General features: G+C 62.1%; 28 protein-coding genes. 14 read left to right on the forward strand and 14 right to left on the reverse strand.

Annotated features, from left to right (window positions below; genetic code table 11):
* Window positions 1-55: 55 nt before the first annotated feature.
* The gene (locus SU48_RS02280) at window positions 56-496 is read right to left on the reverse strand and encodes a hypothetical protein (RefSeq protein ID WP_064013838.1); all 441 of its coding nucleotides are present in this window, start codon (window positions 494-496) and stop codon (window positions 56-58) included.
* A 552-nt stretch (window positions 497-1,048) separates the two neighbouring features.
* Entirely contained in the window at window positions 1,049-1,411 is a 363-nt protein-coding gene (locus SU48_RS02285; protein WP_064015790.1) for a DUF1232 domain-containing protein, read from the reverse strand.
* 401 nt (window positions 1,412-1,812) lie between these two features.
* Here SU48_RS02285 and rplU point away from each other — a divergent pair, with 401 nt between their 5' ends.
* The 3 genes from rplU to obgE all read left to right on the forward strand — a co-directional run bounded on the left by rplU (window position 1,813) and on the right by obgE (window position 3,909).
* Entirely contained in the window at window positions 1,813-2,115 is a 303-nt protein-coding gene (rplU, locus tag SU48_RS02290; RefSeq protein ID WP_064013839.1) for a 50S ribosomal protein L21, read from the forward strand.
* 11 nt (window positions 2,116-2,126) lie between these two features.
* The gene (gene rpmA, locus SU48_RS02295; protein WP_019011398.1) at window positions 2,127-2,402 is read left to right on the forward strand and encodes a 50S ribosomal protein L27; all 276 of its coding nucleotides are present in this window, start codon (window positions 2,127-2,129) and stop codon (window positions 2,400-2,402) included.
* A 193-nt stretch (window positions 2,403-2,595) separates the two neighbouring features.
* Window positions 2,596-3,909: a GTPase ObgE gene (gene obgE, locus SU48_RS02300; protein WP_064013840.1), complete on the forward strand. Its 1,314-nt coding sequence runs from the start codon at window positions 2,596-2,598 to the stop codon at window positions 3,907-3,909.
* Window positions 3,910-4,087: 178 nt separating this feature from the next.
* Here the strand turns inward: obgE and SU48_RS02305 are convergent, their stop codons facing one another.
* Window positions 4,088-4,882, reverse strand: a complete 795-nt coding sequence (locus SU48_RS02305; RefSeq protein WP_064013841.1) for a peptidylprolyl isomerase — start codon at window positions 4,880-4,882, stop codon at window positions 4,088-4,090.
* Window positions 4,883-5,004: 122 nt separating this feature from the next.
* Here SU48_RS02305 and cmk point away from each other — a divergent pair, with 122 nt between their 5' ends.
* On the forward strand, window positions 5,005-5,631 hold the full coding sequence (cmk, locus tag SU48_RS02310; protein ID WP_064013842.1) for a (d)CMP kinase: 627 nt from the start codon (window positions 5,005-5,007) through the stop codon (window positions 5,629-5,631).
* A 165-nt stretch (window positions 5,632-5,796) separates the two neighbouring features.
* Here the strand turns inward: cmk and SU48_RS02315 are convergent, their stop codons facing one another.
* On the reverse strand, window positions 5,797-7,071 hold the full coding sequence (locus tag SU48_RS02315) for a M16 family metallopeptidase (RefSeq protein ID WP_064013843.1): 1,275 nt from the start codon (window positions 7,069-7,071) through the stop codon (window positions 5,797-5,799).
* The gene (locus tag SU48_RS02320; protein WP_082869625.1) at window positions 7,064-8,413 is read right to left on the reverse strand and encodes a M16 family metallopeptidase; all 1,350 of its coding nucleotides are present in this window, start codon (window positions 8,411-8,413) and stop codon (window positions 7,064-7,066) included. The genes SU48_RS02315 and SU48_RS02320 overlap by 8 nt, the downstream gene beginning before the upstream one ends.
* A 94-nt stretch (window positions 8,414-8,507) precedes the next feature.
* Between SU48_RS02320 and SU48_RS02325 the strand changes: the two genes are divergently transcribed.
* The gene (locus tag SU48_RS02325) at window positions 8,508-9,035 is read left to right on the forward strand and encodes a M23 family metallopeptidase (RefSeq protein ID WP_064013844.1); all 528 of its coding nucleotides are present in this window, start codon (window positions 8,508-8,510) and stop codon (window positions 9,033-9,035) included.
* 75 nt (window positions 9,036-9,110) lie between these two features.
* Here the strand turns inward: SU48_RS02325 and SU48_RS02330 are convergent, their stop codons facing one another.
* Together SU48_RS02330 and ahbA are read right to left on the reverse strand one after the other, a co-directional pair.
* Entirely contained in the window at window positions 9,111-9,386 is a 276-nt protein-coding gene (locus tag SU48_RS02330; protein ID WP_064013845.1) for a hypothetical protein, read from the reverse strand.
* Between the two features lie 122 nt (window positions 9,387-9,508).
* Window positions 9,509-10,582, reverse strand: a complete 1,074-nt coding sequence (ahbA, locus tag SU48_RS02335; RefSeq protein ID WP_064013846.1) for a siroheme decarboxylase subunit alpha — start codon at window positions 10,580-10,582, stop codon at window positions 9,509-9,511.
* Window positions 10,583-10,724: 142 nt separating this feature from the next.
* Between ahbA and SU48_RS02340 the strand changes: the two genes are divergently transcribed.
* The 4 genes from SU48_RS02340 (at window position 10,725) to SU48_RS02355 (ending at window position 13,551) form a co-directional block, all read left to right on the forward strand.
* Window positions 10,725-11,018 (forward strand): Lrp/AsnC family transcriptional regulator, encoded by a 294-nt coding sequence (locus SU48_RS02340; protein WP_019011407.1) that lies wholly within the window; start codon window positions 10,725-10,727, stop codon window positions 11,016-11,018.
* A 687-nt stretch (window positions 11,019-11,705) separates the two neighbouring features.
* Complete coding sequence (locus tag SU48_RS02345; protein ID WP_019011408.1) at window positions 11,706-12,137, forward strand: hypothetical protein; 432 nt, start codon at window positions 11,706-11,708, stop codon at window positions 12,135-12,137.
* A gap of 136 nt (window positions 12,138-12,273) precedes the next feature.
* Window positions 12,274-12,987, forward strand: coding sequence for a guanylate kinase (gene gmk, locus SU48_RS02350; protein WP_064013847.1), 714 nt, complete (start codon window positions 12,274-12,276; stop codon window positions 12,985-12,987).
* Between the two features lie 27 nt (window positions 12,988-13,014).
* On the forward strand, window positions 13,015-13,551 hold the full coding sequence (locus tag SU48_RS02355; protein WP_064013848.1) for a macro domain-containing protein: 537 nt from the start codon (window positions 13,015-13,017) through the stop codon (window positions 13,549-13,551).
* Window positions 13,552-13,614: 63 nt separating this feature from the next.
* Here SU48_RS02355 and SU48_RS02360 read toward each other — a convergent pair whose 3' ends face one another.
* Complete coding sequence (locus SU48_RS02360) at window positions 13,615-15,090, reverse strand: MBL fold metallo-hydrolase RNA specificity domain-containing protein (protein ID WP_064013849.1); 1,476 nt, start codon at window positions 15,088-15,090, stop codon at window positions 13,615-13,617.
* 105 nt (window positions 15,091-15,195) lie between these two features.
* Between SU48_RS02360 and SU48_RS02365 the strand changes: the two genes are divergently transcribed.
* A complete protein-coding gene (locus SU48_RS02365; RefSeq protein ID WP_064015792.1) occupies window positions 15,196-15,657 on the forward strand; it encodes a universal stress protein in 462 nt (153 codons plus the stop codon).
* 363 nt (window positions 15,658-16,020) lie between these two features.
* Here SU48_RS02365 and SU48_RS02370 read toward each other — a convergent pair whose 3' ends face one another.
* The 3 genes from SU48_RS02370 to SU48_RS02380 all read right to left on the reverse strand — a co-directional run bounded on the left by SU48_RS02370 (window position 16,021) and on the right by SU48_RS02380 (window position 18,756).
* Window positions 16,021-17,097: an LptA/OstA family protein gene (locus SU48_RS02370; RefSeq protein WP_064013850.1), complete on the reverse strand. Its 1,077-nt coding sequence runs from the start codon at window positions 17,095-17,097 to the stop codon at window positions 16,021-16,023.
* Between the two features lie 85 nt (window positions 17,098-17,182).
* A complete protein-coding gene (locus SU48_RS02375; RefSeq protein ID WP_082869626.1) occupies window positions 17,183-18,100 on the reverse strand; it encodes an LptA/OstA family protein in 918 nt (305 codons plus the stop codon).
* A 47-nt stretch (window positions 18,101-18,147) separates the two neighbouring features.
* Window positions 18,148-18,756 (reverse strand): hypothetical protein, encoded by a 609-nt coding sequence (locus SU48_RS02380; RefSeq protein ID WP_064013851.1) that lies wholly within the window; start codon window positions 18,754-18,756, stop codon window positions 18,148-18,150.
* A gap of 132 nt (window positions 18,757-18,888) precedes the next feature.
* On the opposite strand from SU48_RS02380, the gene SU48_RS02385 reads away from it, so the two are divergent.
* Together SU48_RS02385 and SU48_RS02390 are read left to right on the forward strand one after the other, a co-directional pair.
* Window positions 18,889-19,671, forward strand: coding sequence for a TatD family hydrolase (locus tag SU48_RS02385; protein WP_064013852.1), 783 nt, complete (start codon window positions 18,889-18,891; stop codon window positions 19,669-19,671).
* 110 nt (window positions 19,672-19,781) lie between these two features.
* Window positions 19,782-20,942, forward strand: a complete 1,161-nt coding sequence (locus tag SU48_RS02390; protein ID WP_064013853.1) for an acyl-CoA dehydrogenase family protein — start codon at window positions 19,782-19,784, stop codon at window positions 20,940-20,942.
* A gap of 133 nt (window positions 20,943-21,075) precedes the next feature.
* Here SU48_RS02390 and SU48_RS02395 read toward each other — a convergent pair whose 3' ends face one another.
* Complete coding sequence (locus SU48_RS02395; RefSeq protein WP_064013854.1) at window positions 21,076-21,990, reverse strand: magnesium transporter CorA family protein; 915 nt, start codon at window positions 21,988-21,990, stop codon at window positions 21,076-21,078.
* Between the two features lie 131 nt (window positions 21,991-22,121).
* On the opposite strand from SU48_RS02395, the gene crcB reads away from it, so the two are divergent.
* Together crcB and xseA are read left to right on the forward strand one after the other, a co-directional pair.
* Window positions 22,122-22,496, forward strand: coding sequence for a fluoride efflux transporter CrcB (gene crcB, locus SU48_RS02400; RefSeq protein WP_064013855.1), 375 nt, complete (start codon window positions 22,122-22,124; stop codon window positions 22,494-22,496).
* 254 nt (window positions 22,497-22,750) lie between these two features.
* On the forward strand, window positions 22,751-23,962 hold the full coding sequence (xseA, locus tag SU48_RS02405) for an exodeoxyribonuclease VII large subunit (protein WP_064013856.1): 1,212 nt from the start codon (window positions 22,751-22,753) through the stop codon (window positions 23,960-23,962).
* 114 nt (window positions 23,963-24,076) lie between these two features.
* Here the strand turns inward: xseA and SU48_RS02410 are convergent, their stop codons facing one another.
* Together SU48_RS02410 and rny are read right to left on the reverse strand one after the other, a co-directional pair.
* Window positions 24,077-24,946 carry a sulfurtransferase gene (locus SU48_RS02410; RefSeq protein WP_082869627.1) on the reverse strand — a complete coding sequence of 290 codons (870 nt, stop codon included), beginning with the start codon at window positions 24,944-24,946 and terminating at the stop codon, window positions 24,077-24,079.
* Window positions 24,947-25,172: 226 nt separating this feature from the next.
* Window positions 25,173-26,861: a ribonuclease Y gene (gene rny / locus SU48_RS02415; protein ID WP_064013857.1), complete on the reverse strand. Its 1,689-nt coding sequence runs from the start codon at window positions 26,859-26,861 to the stop codon at window positions 25,173-25,175.
* Window positions 26,862-26,903: the final 42 nt, after the last annotated feature.

Raw genomic sequence — 26,903 nt, forward strand, 5'->3', positions numbered from 1 at the left:
GGCCTCATACGCCGCTCAGTGTAGGCGCGGCGGTTAGGGGTGGGTTAAGCGGAGTTTAGCGGCAGGCGGCAAAGGTGCTGATGGGGATATGGAACAGCTTTTTGTCGGCCAGATTAGGGCTTTTGAGATAGAGGCCATCTTTGGCCCAACGCACGCGAGAAAGTGAAAAAGATCCGCTCGAATCCGGGCCAAACCAATACTCCTCCCTGTAAACCTGCGTATTGGATTTCAAGCAGCGAATTTCCAAGACTGAGGTCAGATCAGAATAGTCCCGGCCAATCATTTTGATTTGACCGCCATTATTGAAACTGATTGGTGAAACGGCCAATGCTCGCGGTGCATATTGCGTCACCCGGTAACTTCCTACGACGTATAACACCATGAGTACGCTGTAGGCAAGGACGAAAAGCAGCCCCAAACCAACCAGAATCTTCACCGCTCGGCCAGCTATGAACAGCGTGAACTCTGCGGCCTCACGCCAAGGCTTGAGTTTCATGACCCGTAGAATCTCAAACTTTTATTGACCCGTCATCCGCCGAAAGTTCTGCCCCATTTCCAGCGCGGGATTTAGCAGCAAAGGTGCTGATGGCAATGTGAAACACCTTCTTTTCGGCTAAACTAGTGCTTATTCAGCGCACCCTAGCGCCTTCGCAATCTACCTGTAAGTGGGCCATAGGCACAGCAAAAAATGTCAGTGCTGTGACCTCTGCCGTATATCGTCCCTCGGTGACATATGGACGCCCTCCGCACTTTCCAACTTCAGACTCTTTCACGATAGAAGAGACTGAAAGACGTTGAATGATCACTTTTTGCAGTGGGTGACGCAAAAGATTCTTGGCATCACGCAAGGCATGGAGGCTAAAAATCCTTTCTTGCGCCGAAGCCGGAGAAGGAAGCGCGGGCGTTAGACGTGGTAGACCAATTCCCAGAAGAGCAACAACGACAAAGACAGCGACAGTTCGTGTGACTGACGATGACGTAAAATCTGCGCCCTCACGCCTAAGCTTGAGCTTCATGACCCGTAGAATCTCAAACTTTTATTGACCTGTCATCCACCCAAAGTTCTGACCAGCCCCCACACCACCAATCCCACCCCAACCACCAAGGCCACACCCAGCGCGGGCAGCAGCCAGGGCAGGCGGCGTTGCAGGGCGGCGCTGCGGGCGCGGGCGTCATTCAGAACCGGGGCGGGCAGACTGCGGGCGGCGAGGGCCAGAATCGTCGGCACGATCACCAGATCATCTCCCAGCCCCAGCAAAGGCGTCAGATCGGGGAGCAAATCCAGCGGGCTGACGGCGTAAATAATGGCAATCAGCGCGGCAGCTTTGGCGGGCAGCGGCGTTCGGCGGTCTGCCAGAGAAAACAGCAGGGCCAGGGCGTCACGCCATATGGGACGGATGCGGGCAATCACGCCCACAGATACGCGGTCTAGAGGTTCAGAGTTGCGTCTGCTATTGTGGCGGGTAGTCGTGGCCGCCTTAGGGTGCGCCGCGCCGGAGGCCACAGCAATATGACTCGCGCTAGCGAGCCGTCGTGTACCGCGAGGACACGTTCAGGAACGGACACTGCAACCATCATCCAACATCCAGCCCTTATGGGTTGGCCCTGCCGCGTGCAGAGAGCGTTTCTGTGTTGATCCCGATGTTTGTAACCCGTTCCGGCCTCCAGTCCGGTTCGGGGATGTGTGCATGGTTCTGGCAGGCCGCCCCGATATGTGTTAAAGTCTTTGCTTGGTGATCCGCGCTTACTCGCGTGGATGGGCAGCACCCCCCCGGCAGCGTTCTGGGGCGGGGACAGCAGGAGGAACGACCAATGTTTGCAATTATTCAAACGGGCGGCAAGCAGTACCGCGTGCAGGAAGGCGACGTCTTGCGCGTTGAGAACCTGAAGGCCGATGCGGGCGACAAGATGGATCTCAAGCCCCTTTTCGTGGGCGGCGACAACGCCCTGTTCGGTGACGCCGTGAGCAACTTTACGGTGCAGGCCGAAGTCATGGCGCACGGACGCGGCGACAAAATCTACGTCCGTAAGTACAAGAGCGGCGTGCAGTACCGCAAGCGCACGGGCCACCGTCAGGGCTTTACGGCCATCAAAATTCTGGGCATCAAAGGGTAAGGTGAACTGAAATGGCACACAAGAAAGGTGTAGGTTCTTCCAAGAACGGACGTGACAGCCAGCCCAAGTACCTCGGCGTCAAGAAGTTTGGCGGCGAGCAGGTCTTGGCCGGAAACATCCTCGTGCGTCAGCGCGGCACCAAGTTCAAGGCTGGCCCCAACGTGGGCATGGGCCGCGACCACACGCTCTTTGCACTGGAGCACGGCAAAGTCGTGTTCACCAACAAGGGCGCGACGGGCCGCTTCATCTCCATCGAAGTTGCCGCCCCCGAACTCGCTGCCGACTGAGATCAGGCGCGAACGCAGCACGCCTTGCCGCATGGGTGGCAGGGCGTGCTTTGTTTGGACTACCGCGCGGTCAGCGGGAACAGGGAAGAGCGTCTAAGGGTCAAGGGTCTAAGAGACTAAGAACACTTTTCTCGCCTTCGCTTAGACCCCCAGATCCTTTGACCATCTTTTTCAGCATCAATCAGAGGTACACATGGCATTTCGTGACGTTTTAAATATTGAAGTGGCCGCCGGAAATGGCGGCGATGGGTCGATGAGCTTTCACCGCGCCAAATTTATGGAAAAGGGCGGCCCTGACGGTGGGCACGGCGGGCGCGGCGGCAGCATTATCTTGCGGGCCATCGAGGGCGTAGAAAGCCTAGAGCGGTTGGTGGGCAAGCGCAAATTTAAGGGCGCAAACGGCGCATACGGCGAGGGCCGACTGCGGCAAGGGGCCGACGGCGAAGACATCTACATCGAAGTTCCGGTGGGTACGACAGCCTTCGATGAAGACACCGGGCGCGTGATTGCCGACCTCGTGCGGGTGGGCCAAGAGAAAGTGATTGCACGCGGCGGCTTCGGCGGGCGCGGCAACTCTACGTTTGCCAGCAGCACCCGGCAGGCTCCCCGCTTTGCGGAGTTGGGCACGCCCGGTGAAAAGCGGCGTGTACGCTTGGAACTGCGTCTGATTGCCGACGTGGGCCTCGTAGGGTATCCCAACGCGGGCAAATCCAGCCTGCTGGCGGCCATGTCGCGGGCCAATCCAGCCATCGCGGCCTATCCGTTCACCACCCTGTCCCCGATTCTGGGCGTGGTCGACCGTGTGGACACCGATGACCGCTTTACGCTGGCCGACATTCCCGGCATCATCGAGGGAGCCAGCGAGGGCAAAGGGCTGGGGCTGGAATTCCTGCGCCACATCAGCCGCACCCGCCTGCTGATTTACGTGCTGGACGTGACCCGCAACCCCATCGAGGAAATGCGGAGCCTGCAATCCGAGTTGCAGAGCTACGATCCCAGCCTGCTGGGCAACGTGGCCCTGATCGCGCTGAACAAAGTGGAACTGGTCGAAGAAGACATTGCCCAGATGGTGGAAGACGAGCTGCTGGACTTTGGTCTGCCCATTTTGCGGGTCAGTGCCAAAGAGAAAATTGGCCTGACGGAACTGCGCGACAACGTGTTTGCCATGCTGCCTGACCGAGAACTATGGGCGCAGCAAAACGCGCTGGAAATTGAGATTGAAGACGTGCGCGAAGAAGCCCTCACGGTGGTTTACCGCGAAGACGAGCCGACCAAACCCGGCGGCGAGTTCGAGCGCGTGTGGGAAGTGCGTGGCGGCGGCTTTGCCGAGAAGATTACCCGCTTTGCCCGTCACCTCGACGACGCCGCCGAGTACCTGTCCAACCTGTTCAAGCGTCAGGGCCTTTACCGGGCACTGAAACGGGCAGGCGCACGCGAAGGCGATACGGTAGAAATCGGCACCTTCCGATTCGAGTACTTCGACGACGATCAGCCGGGCGAGCGGTAACGTTCTAGCAGGCTGAAAACAGAACAGATGGGAACGTGGATCGTGGAACGTGGGGAAACCTGCGAACTGCGATCCATTTTTTTGTTGGGTGTGGTAGGGACATCAAAAGACAGAACGTGGATCGTGGAACGTAGGCCCATACCTACACCACAATCCACGTTCCACCCACCACACTCCCCTAGTTCTTAGTCAAAATCCGCACTGACAAGATCTCATCGGCCACAGCGTCGGCAATCGGGGTTTCCTGCCCGGTGCTGCTGTCGCTGGTGCGGGTCAGCTTGGGCAATACGTCGTCGCCCGTGACCACTTTGCCGAAGATGGTGTGCCTGCCGTTCAGGTTTTCGGTGGGGGCAAACGTGATGAAAAACTGGCTGCCGTTGGTGGCGGGGCCACTGTTCGCCATTGCCAGCAGTCCGGCACTGTCGAAGGTGAGGGCGGTGCGGAATTCGTCGGCAAAGCTGTAGCCGGGGCCGCCTGTGCCCCACTGCTCTTTTTTGGCGAGGTCGGTACTCTGGGGGTCGCCCGACTGCGCCATAAAGCCGTCCATAACGCGGTGAAAACGGATGCCGTCGAAGTAGCGGTTGCGGGCGAGAAACACGAAATTGTTGACCGTCACGGGCGTCTGCTCTTCGTACAGATCGGCCAGCACTTGGCCCCGGTTGGTGTCGATCAGGGCAAAGTAGTTTTTGCCGTCTTGCAGGCTCAGAGCGGGTTCAGCCTTGAATTCGCGCACGGGCTTGTCGGTCAGGAACGGCACGGGCGTATAGCCCGCAGGAACCGCGCCCGCTTTGGTCACGGCGGGCGTGGCGGCGGCTGGGGGCGTAGCTTCTGGCGTTTCGGTTTCAGGTGTGGTGACCGGAGTTTCTGGCGTTTCCGTCGCCGTTTCTTCCGGTGTGGTAGTCGCGGCGGTGTCGTTTCTAGGGCACGCGGTCAGGATCAGGGCAAGGGTCAGCAGCAGGGCGGCCTGTTTCATGCGGTGCAGTCTACCTGTTGGGCAGTCGGCAAAACGGTGATTTAGGCCCGCAGATGAAGCAGTGCCCACCCTCTGCCCGCGTAAAATCAAAGCAAGTGGGAGATAACGCTAGACTGCAGGGCGTGATTGTAACGATAGATGGCGTCGCCGCCAGTGGAAAATCGAGCGTGTCTTCGGGAGTAGCGCGGGCGCTAGGCATTCCTTATGTCAGCAGCGGTCTGCTGTACCGCGCCGCCACCCTGTTGGGCCTAGAGGCAGGTGTGGATTTGCACGACGCGCAGGCGCTACTGGCCCTGCTGGACACCCACGCGCCCCGGCTAGAGCCTTTGGCCGAAGGCAACCGCGTGTGGGCCGGAGAGCGTGAACTGACCGACGCCTTGCATTCGTCCCGCGTGGATGCGGGTGTGAGTGTGGTGGCTGTGCTGCCGGAGTTGCGGGCGTGGGTGGATGCCCAGTTGCGTACCCTGCCCGAACCCTTCGTGGCTGAGGGACGCGATATGGGCACCAACGTGTTTCCTCAGGCCGGGGCCAAGTTTTACCTGACCGCCAGCCCCCGAATCCGCGCCGAGCGCCGCGCCCGCGAGCGTCCCGAAGACATTCCGGCTATAGAAGCCGCCCTGATTCGCCGCGACGCCAAAGACAAAGTGCAGAGCGCCCCCGCGCCTGACGCGACGGTGATCGACACTGGGCCGCTGACGCTGGAAGGCGTGATCGGGGTAATTCTGGAGGGGTTGGGGAAAGGCTCTTGAGTCCTGCCTAGCTGGGCAATATTGCGCTGGAAGGTGAACCCCCCAGTCTGCTGCGCAGCCAGCCCCCCTTAAGGGGAGCGCAACAGCTTTTAGTCCCCACCTCTAAGGGGGGGCGTTGCGTCAGCAACGGGGGGGTTCACCCACAATCCCCAACAAAACAGCCCCCTACCTCAGCGTTTCAATCGGCCCCAAGGCCACCACCGTCGGCGGAAACTCGGCGATGTTGTTGATGGGGCACAGGCGCAGGACTTCGCGCACATCGTCGGCGGTGACGCGGGTGTAGCGGTCTACGAGTTCAGACGTGGGGCTGGGGTGGCCGTGCGCCAAGTGTTCCATGCCCAGCGTAAACAGGCGGCCATGCGGCGTTTCGGCCCGCAGCAGGGTGCCCACCGCCATTTTGCGGGACGCACGGCGCACGGCGGTTTCGGTGATCAGGTCAGCGGCTCCGGCCAGTACCGTGCGGAAACCGTTCAGCACCGTTTGGGCGCGGTCTGGGTCGCAGGAAAACCCGCCCTCGAAGGTGCCGATATCGCGGTATTCCAGATGCGCCAAATCAGCGCCATCGGCCAGCCCGGTATCCAGCAGCGCCCAATACAGCGCCCCATTTTCGCCGCCGATCAGGTCGGCTAGGACTACGGCAGCTTCCCGCAGCGGGTGGGTAGTGGGCAGCCCCGGCAAGCTGAGGGCCAACTGCACCCGCGTGAGGCTGGGATCGTGTACCACACGGACTGTACCGGGATGCAAAGGCGCAGGAAGCGGCGGCGTGGGCAAGGGCGACGCGGCGGGCCACTCCCCCAATTCGGCCTCGGCCCATGCCAGCACTGCTGCCGGATCGAAGGCTCCCACCACCGCCAGCGTGACCTGAGTTGCCCCGTAGCGTTCGCGGTGGTTGCGGGCCAACGCGTCACGGGTCAGGGCGCTGACCGTTTCCACCGTGCCTAACACGGGTTGCCCCAGCGGGTGCGCCCCCCAGTAGTCGGCCCGCAGTTCGTCTATCACGCGCACGGGCGGCTGATCGGCGTACATGGCGATTTCTTCCAAGATCACGCCGCGCTCGGATTCCAGATCACTCTGGCGCAGGGCGGGGCGCATCAGTTGGGTCAGGGTGTCCAGCAGGGCGGGCGTGTACTCGGGCAGCGCGGCGGCGTGGTACACGGTGGCTTCCTCGCTGGTGAAGGCGTTGGCGTTGCCGCCCAGATCGTCCAGCCGTTCATTCAGTTGCGCGGCGCTCAGGGCCTCAGACCCCTTGAACATCAGGTGTTCTATGAAGTGCGAGGCCCCCATCTCGGCGGGTGTTTCATCGCGTGCGCCCGTGTTCACGAAGTAGCCAGCGGCCACCGTCTGCGCGGCGGGGTCGGGTTCCAGAAGGAGGGTCAGGCCGGACGGGAGATGATGCAGTTGGGTTTCAGGCAGTTTAATTTCAGAAAGGGATTCAGACATGGTTGACCTCTGCCGCTGCGGCTGCGCTTTCCTCAACCTCTGTCGGCCCTAGCGTCACCGTCGTCGCTTGCCCAGCCGGATCGTAGCCGCTCAGGAAAGCATTTACATCTTCTAGCGTCAGGGCGGCGAGTTGCCCGCGCAGGTCGGCCACGCTGCGAATCCGCCTGAACACGGCCACATCCCGCGTGAGGCTGGTGGCGCGTGCCCGCAGGCTTTCCGCGCCGAAGACCACGCTGGCGGTCAGGCCCGTTTTGGCCCGCACGAATTCGGCTTGGGTTAACCCCTGCGGCAGGCGGCCCAGTTCGGCCAGCAGCACGTCCAGCGTTTCGGGGGCGCGGGCGGGCGTGCTTCCGGCGTAGGTGGACAGGAAGCCCTGCCCGCCCAGCACCACCGGAGAGGCGCTGACCGAGTAGGCCAGCCCGCGCTCCTCACGCACCGCATGGAACAGACGGCTGGCACTGCCGCCCGACAGCGCCGTGATCGCCAGTTGCCAGTGCAGCCAGTGGGGATGCAGCGGCGCGACGCCCGGCGAACTCAGGCTGATGTGCGTCTGCTCGCCGTCCTCGTAGGGTACGTGTGAGCGCAGACCGGGCAAGAAACGGGCGGTTACGAGGTCGTTTCGGCCCGTGCGCCACCCGGCAAATGTGCGGGTCATCAGGTCGTGCACGGCGTCTGGGTCGGCGTCGGCCACCAGCCCCAGCACGCTGCCGTTGCCGCCGTAGCAGGTCAGAAATTCGCGCAGACTGGCAGGCGTAATCGCGGCTAAACCTTCTGGCGTGCCGCTGGCAGGATGGGCAAAGCCCGCGAACGGAGCCGCCGCCGCGCCGTCGAAAGCCACGCTGCGGGCCTGCACCGCCAGCAAGTCGGGCGGGCTGTCTTCCAGTCCTTCCAAGTCTTGGCGGGCCAAATCCAGCAACACGGCCAGTTCGGCGTCGGGCAAGTCGGGGCGCAGCAACACGTCGGATAGCAGGGACAGCGCACCGGGCAAGTCGGCATTTAGGCCGCTGACGCCGTACCGGGTGGCTTCCGGCCCCACGCCCCCGCCCCGGCGCACGCCGAGGTCATCGAAGGCGTCTTGCAGTGCGCGGGCAGAGCGGCCCCCAGCGCCCTTGAACAGCCATTCTTCCAACACGCCCGCCGAACCCTCGAACCCTACCGGATCGTGTGCGCTGCCTACCGGAATCCGCAGATCCAGCGCGAAGCCCGGCCCGGCGCGGCGCTCATAGGCCACGCGCAGGCCGTTCTGGAGCGTCCAGAGCCAGACCTGTGGCCCGCCGTTGTTGTGTGTTATCCCCGTCTGAATCTCAGGCGCGGCTGCCGTTCCGTCTGCGCCAATCGTCATCCGGGGTAGTTTAGCGCCCCCCAGCACATCGCACAGGACAAAGGCAACTTTAGAGGGACGCTTGCCTCATCTTCAGCCGCCATGCTGAAGCTCTATGCGCCGTCTGCTGTCTTTCCTCGTGGTTCTGGCTGTGCTGGGCGGGCTGGCCTACCTGCTGTGGCCCATGCTGAAAAACGCTGGCCGCTATTCGGCGCTGCTGTCGGCCCCCGCGCCCACCGCCCGCAGTTTGCCCAATCCCCTGCCCGGTCAACGCTTCGTAGATACGTGGGGAGCCGCACGCAGCGCGGGCCGCAGGCATGAGGGCGTGGACATTTTCGCCCGCCGTGACACGCCCATAGAGGCCACCACTCGCGGCATCGTGGTCAATGTCGGAGAAAACCGCCTCGGCGGGCGCACCGTGATGATTCTTGGCCCCGGCGGTCAGCGCCACTACTACGCCCATCTGGAGCGCTACGCCGAGTTGCGAGAGGGTGACTGGGTAGAAGCCGGAGAGGTGGTGGGCTACGTGGGCGACAGCGGCAACGCCAAAGGCACGCCCCCGCATCTGCACTACGGCATCTATGCGGGGGGCGGGGCCATCAATCCTTATCCGTTGCTGCGGCGGGAATGGGAGAAGCCCTAAGAGCGGGGAGTGGTCAGGAGTGGGTGGGACAAGCGTGATTCCCCCCAAAACTGCCATCCAAAACAATCAATACCTTCAGTCGGCGGCCTGCTGCGCGACCCACGGCAGATGGTGCTGGGGCGTGTCGACCAATGCCCCGAACCGCAAATGGCGCTGGCAGATGAACCACATCTCGTCGCGGTCATTGGCCAGCACGAAATAGGCGTCGCTGGTTTCGCTGGGATTGAACATGCCTAGCACGCGGTACAGCCGATCTTCCACGAAGCCGCTGTCGAGCGGGCGGGGCATAGGGGCACGGGGGCCAGTCAGTTCCTGAATCCGCACAAACAGGTGGGGGTGAAAGGCGAGCATGTCTCAGCCTGATGCCAGCTCAGCCGTAAGAGTGGGTGAACTCAGACAAGCTCAAGAGACTTTGAAGAAAGGGGCAACGGCGGTTAAACCTGTTGCCCCAATGCGCGGATCAATTTCTAAGATTAAGCGTCGGTGCCTAAATTATCTTTCGCCCACTGATAAAACTCGGGCTTGTAAAACTCCAGCCGAATCTTCTTGTATTCCTTGGTGGAATACAGAATGGCGTGGTCTATGCCCTGCGCCACTTCGTCATGAATGGCCTGAATCTTGCCGAAGGCTTCTTCCTTGCTGCGGCCATGCACCATCGTAAAAATCGTGTAGGGCCACTCGGCGTAAGTGGGGCGCAAATAGCAGTGAGACACGGCCTTGAATTCGGCCATGCGTCGCCCAGTTTCGGCCACGTCGTCTTGCGGCACAGCCCAGACGCCCATCGCATTGAAGGTGAATCCGGCCTTCTGGTGACGGAACACGGCAGATACGCGGCGTAAGGCTCCGGCAGCCTTCATCTTCTCGGCGTGGGCGGCCACTTCAGCAATGCTCAGGCCCAGCGCGGCGCAGGCGTCGGCGTAGGGTTCCTCGGTCACGGGCAAGTCTTTTTGAAATTCGGTGACAAAAGCGCGGTCTAGGTCGGTCACGGCGTAGCCGATGTTGCGCTGCTCGCTGGTGTACTGCGGCGCGGCCTTGGCGTTCCAGTCTTCCTTGCCCGTCATGTCAAATTCCACGCCGATCTTGAACAGGTGCAGCGTGGGCATCAGCCGGGTCAGGCGTGCGCCGCTCTGCTCGTGCAACTTCTGTACGTGGGCCTCCAGATCGCTTTCGGGAGGCACGGCAATCGTGTACCACAGGTTGAAGGCGTGGTTGCGCTTGTAGTTGTGGCTGACGCCGGGGTGCAGATTCACGATTTCAGCGCCCGCGTCCAGTTGGTCTTCATCGTGTACAGCCGCCACAAGGCTGCTCTGGTAGCCCAGCGTGCGGGTATCGAAGATGGCACTGACCTGCCGCAGCACGCCTTCCGCCTTCACTTCCTGCAGGATAGACAGGGCTTCGGCCTCGGTCAGGCCCACCTGCTCGGCAATCACCGCATACGGGCGCTGCACGATGGGAATATCGCGCTGAATGCGGTTCAGCAGTTGCTCACGCGGGGTGGGAGGAGTGATCGGCTCCGGGGCAGGAGGAGCGGTCAGGAGGGAGGTCATATCACCCAAGATACGCCCACCCATGCGGCAAAAAGTCCCCGAACGAGCGGTAAGGGCGCGGCCCCGGCCCAAGCGTGTGCATCTGCTTAAGGCGGTCAAGATTCACCGACAACCCCTGAGTTTCAGGGCGCACAATATGGGCATGGTAACCGCACTGGTGATGGTACAGGCCGAACGGCAACGCATTCAGGAAACCGCCGAGGCCCTCGCCAGCGTGCCTAGCGTGCGCGAGGTGTATTCCGTGACTGGAGAATGGGACATTGTGGCCGTGCTGCGCCTGAGCCGCTACGAGGATCTGGATGATGTCGTGACTGGACATTTGAGGAAGGTAGACGGTATTACGCGCACGCAAACCATGCTGGCCTTCCGCACCTACAGCGAAGATTTGCTCGATCAGGGCTTTGGCGTGGGCCTAGACGAGGGCCGGACAGAGTAGAACGATCTTTTGTCATGCAGTTAGGAGAGGTAAGTGAATTCAGCATTCACTCTGCCAATGCAACAGCGGCCCCCGGTGCTGATTCCGCTCCGACTGACGTCCTACCGCTTGCTCACAACAGTATATTCACTGCTGTTTGCTTGACATAAGGAGCAATGAAAACAGTTGTGGTGGTTGTTTTGGAAGCAGTTCCATTATTGTCCATCTCCTCATCGGGAGACATTCATCTGTTGAGTCTAGTCGGCCTCTTGCGGGGATATGCAGAGAATATTCTGCCTAAGCGGAAAAAATGAGCCGTGAGGCCCGTCTGAGAATAACTTTCAGAAAGCTTACTAGGCTGTCAATAAAGACCTCTTTTATTGTCCATGCATGACCATTCGACATCAAGACATCTGCTGATGAGGCAGAGTTTTTGCCGTATAGAACAAGCTTAATGCTTTCAGCCGCCTAAGCTGAGCAGCATTTCTTGCTCCCCTCTCAGTCGAAGTGGGGTCAGCACTGTGGGAAAAGGGCGCGACTTTGCCACAGATCAAATCAAACTCTCACAGAGCAGTTTAACTGCGCTCAGAGGGAGATTTGCTGGCTTCATTGGAAAAACACAACCTCTCGGGTCAGATTTGTACTCAAGATGGGGGTTTACAACGTCTACTTCCATCGTTCATACTGAATCTCCGGAGGATTACTCAGATGACTTACAAGAAACTCAGCGAACAGATTCACGAACTCAGCAACCCACAGCGCAGTGACTCCTTCGTAAAACTTTTCCGTGATGCTGTACGTCAGGGCAAATTTGATGCCACGTACATGCCCGAACGTTTTACCATGCCCAAGCAATTCAGCCGCCGGGGCGCGGAAGGCACCTATCAGCGCGATGCCAAAGAGATGTTGTTTGAAATTACGCCTGATTTCGAAGCGTGGTTTGATCAGACCAACCGCGATTTGGCGGCAGCACGCAAAGGCGGCAACATCAAGCCCAGCGTAGAGGCGATTGAATCAGGCCTCGTGGACTTTAAGAAGATGGCCGAGGAAACCCGCAAGAAAATGCAGGCCAGCTACGAAAAAGGTCAAGCCTTGGGCAACAGCCGGGCCAAAGGCAGCAAGGGCGGCAAGCGCAAGTAAGCCCTAGGGCAACTTAAACTAGGCTGTTACTGACTGGGTGGATGCGAAAGTGCATTCGCCCAGTTCGTGTTCTGGCGCGGTCTGGCTTTGGCTGCCCCCTTTCCCCGCGTGTCAGGGGCGCGTATCCTGCCGGGTGATGATGGCCGTTCCTGACGTTTCCGCCCCCTCCGATTCCGCCCGCCGGGGCCTCTTGATCGTCATGACGGGCGCGTCGGGCGTGGGCAAAGGCACCTTGCGAGAACGCTGGCTAGAAGGCCAGGACGTGTTCTATTCCACGTCATGGACAACCCGTGAGGCCCGCCCCGGCGAGCAGGACGGCGTAGATTACGTGTTCGTGACCCCCGAAGCTTTTGAGGCCAAAGCTGCTGCCGACGGCTTTCTGGAACACGCCGCTTTTGTGGGCAACCGCTACGGCACGCCCATAGAACCCATCGAATCGGCACTGGGCCGGGGTCAGGACGTGGTGCTGGAAATCGAGGTGGAGGGAGCCATGCAGGTGCAGGCCCGCGCAGGCGAGGAGGCGATCTTGGTGTTTATCATGCCGCCGAGCCTGACCGAACTGCGCCGCCGCTTGGAGGGCCGCGCCACCGAAACGCCCGAACGCATAGAAAAACGCCTGCTGCGTGCCCGCGAGGAAATTACTCAGGCGCACGCCTTCCGCTACGCCATCGTCAACGATGACCTGAACCGCGCTCTGCACGAGCTTCAGGCCGTACAACGCTACGAACGGGCGCGGCAGATTCCCGAAGAGGAATGGACGCCCGAAGACCGCGCCGCGCAGGCGTTGGCCCTCTCGGTACGCAGCGACGGCCTGAGCGCCGCCGATTTAGAGCGGGTTGTCAATAGCTGACGTTCGTGGGCAGCTAAAGGAGGCTTTATGCCGCTAGAACTCGTACAGGGCGATATTGCTGCACAAACCACCTGCGCTGTCGTCACTGCCGCCAACAAAGAACTGATGGGCGGGGGCGGCGTAGACGGCGTAATTCACCGCGCCGCCGGGCCAGAACTCTTACGGGCAATTCGGCCACTCGGCGGCACACCCACCGGAACGGCTGTGATTACCCCGGCGTTCGGCTTGACCAAGCAGGGCGTTCAGTACATCATTCACGCGGTTGGCCCCATTTGGCGCGGCGGGCAAGGGGACGAGGCTGACCTGTTGGCCGGAGCTTACCGCCACAGCCTGCGCCTCGCCCTAGAGAATGGCTGCGGCAGCGTGGCGTTCCCGTCCATCAGTACGGGCGTGTACGGCTATCCGGTGGAGAAAGCTGCGCCTGTGGCCCTCGCTGTCGTAGCCGAGACCTTGGTCGAGCATCCAGACCTGACGGTGCGCGTGGTGCTGTATGACGTGGGGAATCTGCACGTGTTTCAGCGGGCGTGGGCACGGTTGGAGGGTGGGGAGACTCGGCCTGTGTAGACCAACATGGAACGCAAACCGGACAGGAGATGGCCCAGTTTGCGTTCGTGACAAGCTCAATCCCTACTCGCCGCCTGCGCTGCGTTGCGTGTCCCGGCCTTCCGGCGTGGGCAATCCGGGCGGCCTGCCTTGCGGGAATCCGGGGCCAGTCAGGTCTACAGTTTCGCGGTCAGGCACGATGTCTCCCTTCATGCCCTCTTGCTCCAGCACGGGCACAAAAGCCTCCATCACCTCGACTTCGCCGTGTACCAGCCAGACATGCGGCTTGCCTGCCGTACTCAGGAAGGCCAGCAGATCATCCTGATCGGCGTGGGCGCTGAATCCGCCGATGGTATGCACTTTGGCCCGCACCGCCACGTCTTCGCCCATAATCCTGACCGAGTCTGTGCCCGCGACAATGCGCCCGCCGAGGCTGCTGGGTGACTGATAACTGACGATGACGAGGCTGGTGCTGGGTTTCCAGAGGTGGTGCTTGAGGTGATGCTGGATGCGCCCGCCCGTCATCATGCCGTTGCCTGCCAAAATAATGGCGGGGCCATCGTAGCGGTTGATGCGCTGCGATTCGGCGGCGGTAGGCACCACATGCAGCGTACTGGGCCGGAAGGGGTCTTCGCCGTTTTGCAGGGCCTGCCGCACCGGGGGAATCAGTTCGTCGCCAAATTCGAAGTATTCGTGGGTGGCCCGCGCCGCCATCGGGGAATCCAGAAACACCGGAATGCGCGGCACTTCTCCGCTGTCCATCAGCTCTTTGAGGGTATACAGAATGGTCTGCGCCCGCTCTATGGCAAAGCTGGGAATCAGGATTTTGCCGCCCAAGCGCACGCTTTCGCGCAGGGCATCCCTAAATTCGGTGAGGGTATCGGCCCAGACCCGGTGAGTTCGGTTGGCATACGTGGTTTCTATCACCACCGCGTCGGCTTCGGGGGGCGGCGTAAAGTCCAGTTGTAGCCCGCTTTCCCGGTTGCCGAGGTCGCCGCTCATGATCAGGCGGCCCTGCGCCGATTCGATGAGCAAATACGCGCTGCCCAGAATGTGCCCGGCCCGCTGCGGCGTGATGCTGATATCGGCTACGCGCAAGGTTTCGCCAAATTCCAACTGTGGGCGCAGCAACGCTACCGTGCGGTGAACGTCTTCTTCCTCGTACAGCGGCGGCGGCACTTCGTCCTCGCGGCCCTGTCTGCGGGCGCGGCGCACGTCCTGGCGGTAGCCTTCGACCTGCAAGCGGGCCGAATCCAACAGCACCGTTTCGGCGAGGGCGGCGGTGGGAGCCGTGCAGTACACCGGCCCCCGAAACCCCTGCTTGATCAGTATGGGCAGGCGGCCCACATGATCCAGGTGCGCGTGGGTCAAAATTACGGCGTCCAGATCACGCGGATCGAAGGGGAAGGGTTCGCGGTTGCGGGCCTCTAATTCCTCGCCACCCTGAAACAACCCACAGTCGATCAGGAGTTGCCGCGTGCCGCCTGCCGCCGCGTCCAGCGTCAGCAAGTGCATGCTGCCCGTAACGGTGCAGGCCGCGCCCAGACTTTGCATTTTCATGGGGCAAGTCTAGCGGCCCAACCTGACCGTGCGTTCCGTCACAGTTCCAACATGCCTTTATGCGCCCTTCAGGTTTGGAAAGCTGAACGGGTGTACGGTCAGGGCATGACCCACCTCGAACCCAGCACCCCCCGCAGTGGCTTTGCCCGAATCGCTGTCGGCATAGACTTTTCGCCGTCTTCCCAGCACGCGCTGGATGTGGCCCGCACCCGCTTTCCCGGCGCAGATATTCGCCTGCTGCACGTCACCGACGCCCGCGTGACCGCCACCCCTGACCTGATGGGCGGCATGACGCCTTCTCTGCCCGATTCCGGCCTGCTGCAAGCCATGGAACACGCCGACGCGGGTCGCCTGAACGAGCTGTTGATGGACAACGAAGACGCCGAATTGCTGATTGGTGATCCGGTGACGGGCCTGCTGGACGCCTCGCAACGCTGGGCCGCCGATTTACTGGTCGTAGGCACACACGCCAAAGGCCCGTTGGAACACTTCTTCTTGGGGAGTACGGCAGAAAAGCTGGTGGCGCGGAGTCCTATTCCGGTGTTGACGGTTCGGCTGGGGCGATAGGGACTGGGTATTAGGGTCTTGTCCCACGCCTTCCCCCACCCCCCAGCCCCCGCCCCCAAAGGGGTCAGGGGAGCTAACGTTGCACTAGGCAGGATTGATCTTGTCGCGTTTCAAGTCGGCTGAATCCCTCTCTAGAAGCGGAATTTCCAGTTCATTCCGGGATGGAATTGGCCCGCGCGTTGCACGCACGACGGCCTCACACGGATAGGGGCGGGGGCGATGTAGGTGGCGGTGTCGGGGTGTTTGCTCCCTCCACCTTGAGGGGGACTCGCAGAGCTGCGGAGCAGTGGGCTGGGGAGGGGGGGTGAGTGAGCGTCAGCGATTGCTCTTACCCTTCCTCCTGAGGCCAACCTACGGCAACTTCTATGGCGGATTCACTGGCAAAGTCGGCCTGACTGGAGCTTCTGTGGGTGTTGCTGCTGGCGTTCCTGTTCCCGCCTCCCCGTCCTGAAACTCGCCCGTGATGGTTCCGCCAGCGGCTTTGCGGGCCACGACTTCATTTCGGTCTAAGTCGTACAAGATGACTCCCGCACGCAAAATATCGCCGTTTTGCACGCTTTCGGCGGGTTGCTCCGGCGTTCCGATCAGGCGGGCCACATTTGCCGCGTCGTCGTATTCCACGCGGCCTGCTTTGCTCACGCGCCCGTCTTTGCTGGTCAATACCACGTTGCCTACCAGTATGGTCTTTTCGTCGTCCACATCAACTTCTATCCGCTGGCTGCTGCCCGTCAGAGGGCCGTCATCGTTGGCGCGGGAAAAGGCAATCGGGCCGTCGATCCGGGCGATGCCGTCCGATTCGTCGTACACCAGCTTTTGCCCGGTCAGCTGGGTTTTGCCCTGCGTCACCCGCACCGTGCCCTGCGTGGGGGCGGACGTGGCTTCCACGGCGCAGCGGCTCAGGCGGTCTGTTTTGCCTTCGGGCGGATTTTCAAGGAATCGGGCGGTTCCGGCACTGGCTTCAATTCTTCCGTCACTGCCTTCCTGCCCTTCCGGTACGTCTTTCTGGGTCACCAACGCCAGCGGCACGCGGATCACGTTCTGGTCGATGGTGATCTGAATCCCGCCCGTCCCTGTCTCGCTAAATACGAGCAACGTCGGCGCGTCTTCCGGCTCATCGTCTTGCCGCGAGCAGATGGTAAAAATGCCCGTTTCATCGGTGGTTCCGGTTCGCACGATGCGAATGCGGCGTTCCTTGCCGTCATCGCCCTTGCGTACTAGTTCCAAGGTGGCGTTTTCGGATTGGGCGGCGGATTCGGTGTCAGGCGCGGGCTGGGTCTCGGTAGGTTGAGGCTCGGCGGGCTGGGTGGGTTGAGCCGGGGTAGGTTGAACTGGGGTAGGCGGTGGGGGCGTTGGAGCCGTCGTTTGGGCATTGACGCCCCACGTCAGGGCGGCCCCCAGCATCAGGGTCAGGCCGAGGCCCACTGCCGGAAGCCGTTTCATGGGCATCAGCTTACCGCCGATGTTCTACGGATTCCGGCCCAATTGGTCAATTCGCCCAAGACGTTCATTCCGAGTCAGCCGGACATTACTGCTCGCCGCGCAGCTTGAATTGCTCGGCGGGAATCTTGTAAGTGCTGTTCAGACCACGCACGCGGGCCAAGTCGGTACGCTGCTCTAGGTAGCCGCTGGCCGGGGCCTTCACGGTCACTTTGCTCTTGCTGTCTACGCTCACGGCGTTGCCCACCACGTAAGCCACATTCTTTTTGTCGTCGTAAAACACAGCGTCGCCGGTGGTGGTCAGCGTGCCCTGCACCAGTTTCACGCCGCCGCGCACGTACAGAGTTTTGGCTTTGGTCAGCACGCGCACTTCCTGTCCGGTCATGACCAAAGCCTTCTGGGTGCCTTTGGCGGCGCGGGTCAGGCTGGGGGTGCCGGTCAGTTGGGCCAGTTCGCGGTCTTCGTCAAAGACCAGTTTGTCGGCCTTGCCCGTTTGCGTGCCGTTGCTGAGGCCTACGTTGCCCGTACTCGTCGAAACGTTGTTGTCTACGTCAAGGCTCATCTGGCCCGCCGTAATGCTCACCGTGTCGCCGTCTTCTTTGTTGGCAGGCTGAAAGGTGGCGCTGGCATTGCCGCTCAGCACGCCCTGCCCGGTGGATTCGCTGTAGGCCAGTGCCGTGCCCTTGGCGCTCAGGCGGCCCCGCGTGACCTGCACCGTACCCGTAAAATTGGCGGTGCGCTTGCCCTTGGCCTCGATCAGCGCGGTTCCGGCGGGCGCGGCCAACACCGCCTGACTGGCCTGAATTTGCAGGGTACTCACAGTGGCTTTTACAGGGTTGCCACTGAAGGTCAGCGGCCCATTGCGCAGATCGCCGCGCGGCCCGCCCTGAATGGTAATGATGCGCTTGTTCGTATCGGCCTGAGCCGCCGCCAGCGTGACGCCCAGCAGGCCCATCAAGAGCAGGTTACGGTTCAGTTTGGCGGTCTTGGTAGTGAAGTTGGTCATGGTGTAGCTCCTTAGGTAAGTTTGGGTTTAGAGAAGCAAAGCTGGAATTACAGGGGAATCCGTTTTCCATCCCGGCAAGTTTCGGTGGCGTCCAGATTGGCTGAATAGCTGGAGTTGTCGTTGTCAGAGTCTTCGATAACAAACTGAAAGCTCATGCGGATTTTTGCTACACGCCCCGTAACATTGGGGGAATCAATGGTTGCCAGAGGAGCCGTGAAACCGTAGCCCTGCTCAATCTTGATCGGCTGCGCGGCATTTCCAGTCAAATCCAAGTCGGCGCACTGGGCCACCAGCGTGATTCGGGCCTTCTGGGTGGTCATGTTGTCCTGACTGTCTATGGTCAGGTCTGGGGCAGTCAAGGTGGCGTCCAGCGTCTCGCGCCCGGTGTAGATGCCTGCCGCATTTTTCTCGCGTAGCAGCCGTTGCCCGTCCGACAGCCCGCTCAGACGTGTTTCGCCCGCTACCGGATCACTGCTCACGTTGGCGGCACGGAACCGCCACACCGCGCCCTCATCCCGCGCCGGATACAGCGACAAGGCCACGCCCGACAACTTGGCCCCTGTTCCGGCCCCAGCTTGGCTCCCGCTGGGCAAGAACGCGAAGATCAGCGCGAACAAGACCAGCGCCGTCAGCGTCCACAACCCGGCTCTCAGCACGCAGGCACTCTACCGTCAGACCCTCATGAGAGTGGTGGGGCCAGCCTGACTGAGGGTGAGACTTGGGGGGTGGAGGCGATGTGGTAGGCAAACTTGGAAGGTGAACCCCCCACAACCCACTACCCTGTCTGGGTGATCGACACCCACTGCCACCTCGACTACCTCGACGATCCCGCCTCGGCACGCGGCGAACTGGGCCTGACCGGACTGGTCTGCATCGGTGCGAGTGTGCAGCACGCCCGCAACGCGGTTAAACTGGCCGAAACCCTGCCCGGCGTGTGGGCCACCGTAGGCATTCATCCCGGCGACAGTGCCGAAGACAGCCCCGAAGCGCGGGCCGAACTGGAAGCGTTGGCCCTGCATCCCCGCGTGGTGGGTATAGGCGAAAGCGGGCTAGACGACTACTGGGACGACACGCAGCGGCCTGCGCAAATGGCGGCGTTCGACTGGCAACTGGACTTGGCGCGGCGCGTGGGCAAGCCGCTGGTGATTCATACCCGCGACAAGGCCGGGGCCGACTCTGCCCATCTGGGCGTGATGGACATGCTGAGAGGCTGGCCCGACGTGTCCGTGATCTTGCACTGCTTTAGCGGGCATGCGGGGCTGCTGCACTTTGGGCTGGAACGCGGCCCACACACCTACTTTGGCTTTGCGGGCAATACTACCTACAAAACGGCCCGCGAGATTCAGGCCGCCGCCCAAAATATTCCGCTGGGCCGCATGCTGCTGGAAACCGACGCGCCGTTTCTGGCCCCCGTGCCCAAGCGTGGCAAGCCCAACCGCCCCGGCTACGTGCGCCACACGCTGGAATTCATCGCGGCTCTGCGTGACCTAGACCCAGATGAACTGGAGCGAATCACCGACGCCAACGCCGAACGGGTGTATGGGATGTATGCCACCCCCTCCGCCGGATAGACTCGGTACATTCTTCACAGCGGTTTCAATTCAGCAGCGATCAGGACGGCGGGTGCTGACGCCCCGGCTCAGAGTTTTTTCCACTTCCCACTTTCTAGAGGAGTCCCCCCATGTTCGACGAATTTCAAGTCAATGACCTGCTGGCCCCCGATGAACGCCTGATTCGCCAGAGTGTGCGGGCCTACTGCGACGCCGAACTGATGCCCGAAATTGCCGAGTGGTGGGACAGCGGCGACCTGCCTGTGAAGGAGCTGATGCAGCAGTTTGGCGGCATGGGCCTGCTGGGGCCGACCACGCCCGAACAGTACGGCGGCGCGGGCGTCAGCTACAGCGCTTACGGCGCGATGATGTACGAGCTGGAGCGGGTAGACAGCGGCCTGCGGAGTGCGGCCAGCGTGCAGGGCAGCCTTGTGATGTTCCCCATTTTTACCTATGGCGACGATGAACAGCGCGAACGCTATCTGCCGGGGCTGGCGTCCGGTGAACTGATCGGCTGCTTTGGCCTCACGGAACCCGACGGCGGCAGCGACCCCGGCGCGATGCGAACCCGTGCGCGGCTGGACGGCAACGAGTACGTGCTGAACGGCTCCAAAATGTGGATCACCAATTCGCCCGCCGCAGATTTGGCGGTGGTGTGGGCCAAAGACGATGAGGGCGTCATTCGCGGGTTTATCGTGCCCACCGATGCGCCGGGGTTTCATGCCCCCAAAATTACCCGCAAGATGAGCCTGCGGGCCAGCGTGACCGGGGAAATCGTGCTGGAAGATTGCCGAATTCCGGCGGCAAACCTGCTTCCCGGCAGCGGCGGCCTGAAATCCCCGTTGTCTTGCCTCACTTCGGCCCGGTTCGGCATTGCTTGGGGCGCACTGGGCGCACTGGAAGCCGTGCTGCAAACCGCGCTGGACTACACGGGCAGCCGCACCACCTTCGGCAAACCCATTGCCGGACGCCAACTGGTGCAGGACAAACTGGTACGCATGGCAACCGATCACAGCACGGGCCTGCTGCTGGCATGGCGCTTGGGCCAACTGAAAGACGCGGGCCGCATGAACTTTGCACAGGTCAGCATGGCGAAGCGGAACAACGTGCGCGTGGCCCTGACGGGCGCTCGCCTTGCCCGCGAACTGCTGGGCGGCAACGGAATTACCACCGAATATCCAGTCATTCGCCACATGTTGAACCTAGAAACAGTGGACACCTACGAAGGCACGCACGACATTCACACGCTGATTGTGGGGCGGCATCTGACGGGAGTGGGAGCGCTGGAGTAAAACCCGTGAGTGGTGAGTGGGAAAGGCTAGATGCGGTTGTCTGTTGCGTCCCCGACCAGCTTTTCCCACGATCCACCTTCCACGATCTAGGATCCAACCTACTGACCACTCACCACGTCCCACTCACAGATTTTCACCACCAGCCCCGCCGCTTGAAGTAAAACGCCAGCGCCCCGCCTACCAGCGCGAAGCTGGCCCACGCCATCGCGTAACCGTATTTCCACGGCAATTCCGGCATCTGCTCGAAGTTCATGCCCCACACGCCCGCCAAGAAAGTCAGGGGCAAAAAGATGACGCTCACGGCGGTCAGGGTTCTCATGACCTCGTTCATGCGCTGGCTTTGCAGGCTCAGGTGCAGCGATAGCAGGTTGGTCAAGCTGTCGCGCAAGCTGTCTAGGCGGTTGCTGGCCCGCGAAAAACTGTCTTGGGCGTCGCGGTAGCGCACCAGATCGGCGGGGGTGCCCTCGGCGTGCCTGCCCAGCAGCGCGGTGGCTTCGCGGCCATCGGTGGCGAGGCGGCGGGCCTGTGCCAGCAGGCGTTTCAGGTCAAAAATGGCGGCCACCGGGTTTTGCCTCTGGCTCCTGAAAACCCGTTCTTCTAGGGTTTCACTGCGGCCCTCCAAGGTGTCGGCCAGCGTAAAAAACGTATCGGCGGTGTGATCCAGCAGTTCATAGGTGATTTCCTGCGCCGTGTTCACACTCTCGCGGCCCACGAGAGGCCACACCTGCCGCAGGGCGTGCGTGCCGTGCGTACTGAGGGTCACGACGGCGCTGGGATAAATAAACGCACTCAGGCGCTCGGTGAATTCGTCGGGTTCTTCGGGCTTTACGAAGCTCCGCACCGTGATGAAAGTGTGTTCGGGATACTGTTCGGCGCGAGTCCAGTGGCCCTGTTCCAGCGCGTCTTCGAGGGCCAATTTGTTCATCGGGAAGGCGGCCCTCAGTGCGGCGAGTTCGCCATCGGTCACGTCCTGCACATCCAGCCAGAGATCCTGCGTTTCTCCGGCCCACTCGAACGGGCTGCCGTCCAGCCGCTTGGCTTGAATCATGCACACAGGGTAGTGGAGTGTGGATCGCGCAACGTGGGAAAGACTGTCGGGGAAAGATAAACTCTGGTTGTCGCGCTGTCTTTGCGTACGGGCCACACGCCACGATCCCCAATCCCTTACCCTACCTACCAATGAACACATGGGCTTGGGTGGCACTCGGCGGCGCGGTGGGCGCGGTGGCCCGCTACGGCGTGGCGTTGGCCTTCGCGCCATTGGCTGCCCGCGCAGGCTTTCCGCTGGGCATTCTGGTCATCAATGTGCTGGGATCGTTCCTGCTGGGCCTCACGGTGGCCCTCGTCGGGCGCGGCGTCTGGCCCGAAGTGGCGCGGCTGGCCTTCGGAACAGGCGTGCTGGGGGCATTTACCACCTTCAGCACCTTTAGCGTAGATGTGGATGAATTGCTGGGGCGCGGGGCAGGTGCGGCGGCGTTGGCCTACGCGCTGGGCAGCGTGCTATTGGGCGTATTGGCGGCAGTGGCGGGGCGGGTGTTGGGGGGCAGGCTGTAAGTTGGGGTGGAAGGTGAACCCACCCGTTGCTGGCGCAACGCCCCCCCTCGGAGGGGAGCACTAAAAGCTGTTGCGCTCCCCTTTAAGGGGGGTCCCCTTTAAGGGGGGCTGGCTGCGAAGCAGAATGGGGGGTTTACACGCAGCCTACACGCTGTTATCCCTGACCAAAGTCCAGATGAATCACCCCCCACGCCTTTCCCACTCACTACTGACCACCCACCACTTCCCGCCGCTATAGTCTAGCGGCACACGCCATGACCGGAAAAAAACGCCGCACCAAAACCGAACCCACCCGCCCGCCCGAGCAGTTTTTAGACTTGGCCGACGTGCTGACCTATGTGGGTCAGGTCATTGCGCGGGGCGTGCCGGGGGCGATTTGGGTGCGGGCCGAAATTGCCAGCCTCACAGACCGCCGCCACCTGTACATAGACCTCGTGCAACTGGGCGAAGAGGGCGAAATTGCCAAATGCCGCGCCACCGTTTGGGCACGCGAACGCTTCGCGCTGGAAGGCAAGTTTCGCCGCGCTACCGGGGGCACCTTCACGGCGGGCCTGAAAGTGCTGCTGTTCTGCACCGCCGAATTTCACCCGCAGTACGGCTTCTCGCTGAATGTGCTGGATGTGTCGCCGGAATTTACGCTGGGTGACGCTGCCGTGCGGCTGGACGCCCTGCGTGAACAGTTGGTACGCGAAGGCGTGTACGGCCTGAACCGCCTGCTGTCCGCGCCCACCGATTTTGGCCGCGTGGCCGTCATCAGTCCGGAAGGTGCGGCAGGCTTGGGCGACTTTCGGCGCGAGACAGACCCTTTGGAAGCCGCTGGCGTCGTGGAGTTTATCTATCTGGAAGCCACATTTCAGGGCCGCGACGCATCGGGCAGCCTGACGCGGGCCATTGCACAGGCGCGGGCGGCCCACGCAGAAGCCCCGCTGGACGCGCTGGTGGTCATCCGGGGCGGCGGGGCCGTGACCGATCTGGCGTGGCTGAACGATCTGGACGTGACCCGTGCGCTGGCCACTTTTCCGGCCCCCGTGATCACTGGACTGGGCCACGCCCGCGACGATACCTTGCCCGACGAAGTGGCCCACACCCGCACCGACACGCCCAGTAAGGCCGCCGCCCTGATCGTGGGCGTGGTGGCCGCCGCCGCTGCACAGGCCCAAGTTGATGCCCGCAGCATCCGCGCCGCTGCCCGCGACATTTTGGTAGACGCTGCCGCCGCCGCTGAATGGGCGCTAGACCGCACCCGCACCGCCGCCCTGCGCCAAGCCGACGCCGCCCACGCCCACACCGACGCCCTGATGCGCCAAGCGTTGGGCCTCACGCCCGCCCGCACGCTGCAACGCGGGTACGCGCTGGTACGCGACGCGGCAGGCCAACCCATTACCCGCGCCGCCCAAATTGGCCCCGGCGAACGGCTGAGGCTGGAGTTTCAGGATGGGGAGCGGGATGTGGTGAGTGGATCGTAGAACGTGGATCGTGGTGAGATGAACTGGAGTTCTTTGGTTATTTCCAAAGCTCAAGACCAAGAACTCTGACGCCTACGCCCGTCCACTCTTTTCCCACGATCTACGATTCACGTTCTACTCCCCCTCCACAATCTCCCGCTCCTCATCGCTGATCCAGTCGCTCCACGATCCGGCATACAGGCGATTGCCTGCGCCCAGCGGCACGCCTGCCAATTCGCGGGCCAGCAGATTGGGCGTGGCACTTACGCCGCTGCCGCAGTAGGTGATAGTGGGGGCATCAGCAGCGTTCAGGCGCTCGGCCTGCTCTGGCCCGCCCCGGAACGTGCCCGCCGGAGTCAGTGCGCCCGTCCAGTCGCGGTTCACGGCTCCGGGGATGTGTCCAGCTTTCTTGTCGATTGGCTCGGTTTCGCCCCGGTAGCGGGCCGGAGCGCGGGAATCGATCAGCAGGGTGGCGGCGTCGCGGGCCTGCACATCCTGCGCGGTAGCCACCAATTCGGGGCGTACATGGGGCGTGAAGGTGGTGGGCGTGACCGGAGCCTCATCGGTGGTGGCCTCTCCACCTGCCGCCAGATACGCGGGCCAGCCGCCGTCCAGCACATACACCTCGGCGTGCCCCAGCCAGCGCAGCAGCCACCATGCCCGCGCCGCATAAAAGCCTTGCCCAGTGCTGGGGTCGTCGTAAGCCACCACGATGCTGTCGTTGCCGATACCCGCCGCGCCCAGCCACGCCGCCAAGTCTTGCGGGTCGGGCAGAGGATGACGGCCACCCGCCCCGTCCGGCTGCACTGGGCCGCTCAGGTCGGTTTCTAGGTCGGCATACACCGCGCCCGGAATGTGGCCGCCCATGTAAGCAAAGCGCCCCACCAACGGGTCAGACAAGGCGTAGCGGCAGTCCAGCACACGCACATCGGACAGACGCTCCAGCAGCCACGCCGCAGACTTGAGGGGAGAGGGCAGGCCAGAAGTAGGCGCGGCGTCGGTCATGTCCGCTAGCCTACACCGGTGGAGACATGAGACAAAAACAAAAAATCCGCCCTGCTCGGACGGTGATAAAACAAATATAGCGTGCTATGCAGGCGGTGTCAAACCGTTGCGGTAGGTTTGAAAAACGCCGTTCCACACGGCAAAACTACCAAGCCCACATCCAACTCCATGCATAAGGGCGGCCCCTCAAGAAAGACCGCCCGGCTGCTTTTCCCAGATTTCGGCCTCAGCGGGCCACTTCCACCGCTCGGCTTTCGCGTACCACCGTCACTTGCACCTGTCCGGGGTATTCCATGTCCTGCTCCACCCGTCCGGCAATCTCGCGGGCCAGCAGGGTCGCCTGCGCGTCGGTCACTTTGTCGGGCTGAACGATCACGCGCACTTCCCGGCCCGCCTGAATGGCGTAGGCCTGCTGCACACCGGGGAACGACACCGCGATCTGTTCCAGTTGCTCCAGACGGCGCACATACGATTCCAACTCCTCGCGCCTCGCACCGGGCCGGGCCGCGCTGATGGCGTCGGCGGCGGCCACCAGCACCGAGTACAGCGTTTCGCCGTTTTCCGGGTCGTGGTGGTGGGCAATGGCGTCAATCACGTCAAAGGGTTCGCCAAAGCGTTTGGCAAGGTTGATACCGATTTCCACGTGTGTGCCGTCTATTTCGCGGTCAATGCTCTTGCCCACGTCGTGCATCAGGCCGGCGCGGCGGGCCAGCCCAGCGTCCAGCCCCAGTTCGTCGGCCATGATGCCCGTCAGGTGCGCCACCTGCACCGAGTGTTTCAGCACGTTCTGGCCGTAACTGGTACGGAAATACATCCGGCCCAGCAGTTGCACCAGCCCCGGCTTCAGGCCCACCACGCCCGCCTCGATGGCCGCCTCTTCCCCCTGCGTATGGATGAATGTTTTCATCTCATCCTGCGCCTTATGCACCATTTCTTCTATTCGGGTGGGGTGAATACGGCCATCGGCCACCAATGCGTCTAGCACGTGCTTGGCCACCTCGCGGCGCACCGGATTGAAGGAACTGAGGATCACGGCTTCGGGCGTGTCGTCGATAATCAGATCCACACCCGTCAGGGCCTCGAATGCCCGGATGTTGCGGCCCTCGCGCCCGATCAGACGGCCTTTCATGGCGTCGTTGGGAATCGGCACCACGCTGACGCTCAGGGCCGCGCTCGTTTCGCTGGCGCTGCGCTGAATGGCCTGCGCGATCACTTGCCGCGCTGTGCGTTTGGCGTCCCCGGTGGCCCGCTCCAGCATCGTCTTGATCCGCAGGGCTTTTTCTTCTTCCAGCTCGGCGTCCAGGCGGCTCAGAATCAAGTCGCGGGCCACCTCATGCGTCAGGCCCGCCACCTCATACAGCTTCAAATCCACCTGACGGCCCCGCTCGGCAAGGTCGGCTTCCTGACCTGCCAAGATCCGCAACTGGCCTTCCAGCCGTTCTTCCAGCGAGTCCAGCTTGTCGCCTCTGGCGTCCAGTTGCTCGGCCCGGCGGTTCAGGCGCTCGATTTCGCGCTTCAGCTCCTCGCGTTCGCGGCGGTTTTCCTGTCGGTCTGCGGCCAGGGCCTCGCGTTCCCGCGCCGAATCCTGCTTGATCTGGGCACGTTCGGCGTCCAGCCCGGCCCTGAGGCCCGTGAGTTGTTCTCTTCTGGCGGCTTCCTGCGCGGCTTGTGCGGCCTCACGTTCACCCGCTTCCTGAATTCGTTTGCTGGCGTCCTGTCTGGACTGGTCTGCTTGCTCGCGCACCTGCCGGGCTTCCGTTTCTGCCTGCCCCCGAATGCGCTCCGCTTCTGCACGTGCTTCCCGCAACAGCCGGTCATCAATCTCGGCCCGTTCTTTCAGGCCGCGTGACTGCCCCGCGAAAAACCCGCCGACCAATCCCCCCAGGAGCGCCAAAATGACGTACAGCATGGTCATGATGGCTCCTTTTGTCCTTTGTTCATAGGATGATGTATGGGG

Source organism: Deinococcus puniceus (assembly GCF_001644565.1).
Classification (GTDB): domain Bacteria; phylum Deinococcota; class Deinococci; order Deinococcales; family Deinococcaceae; genus Deinococcus; species Deinococcus puniceus.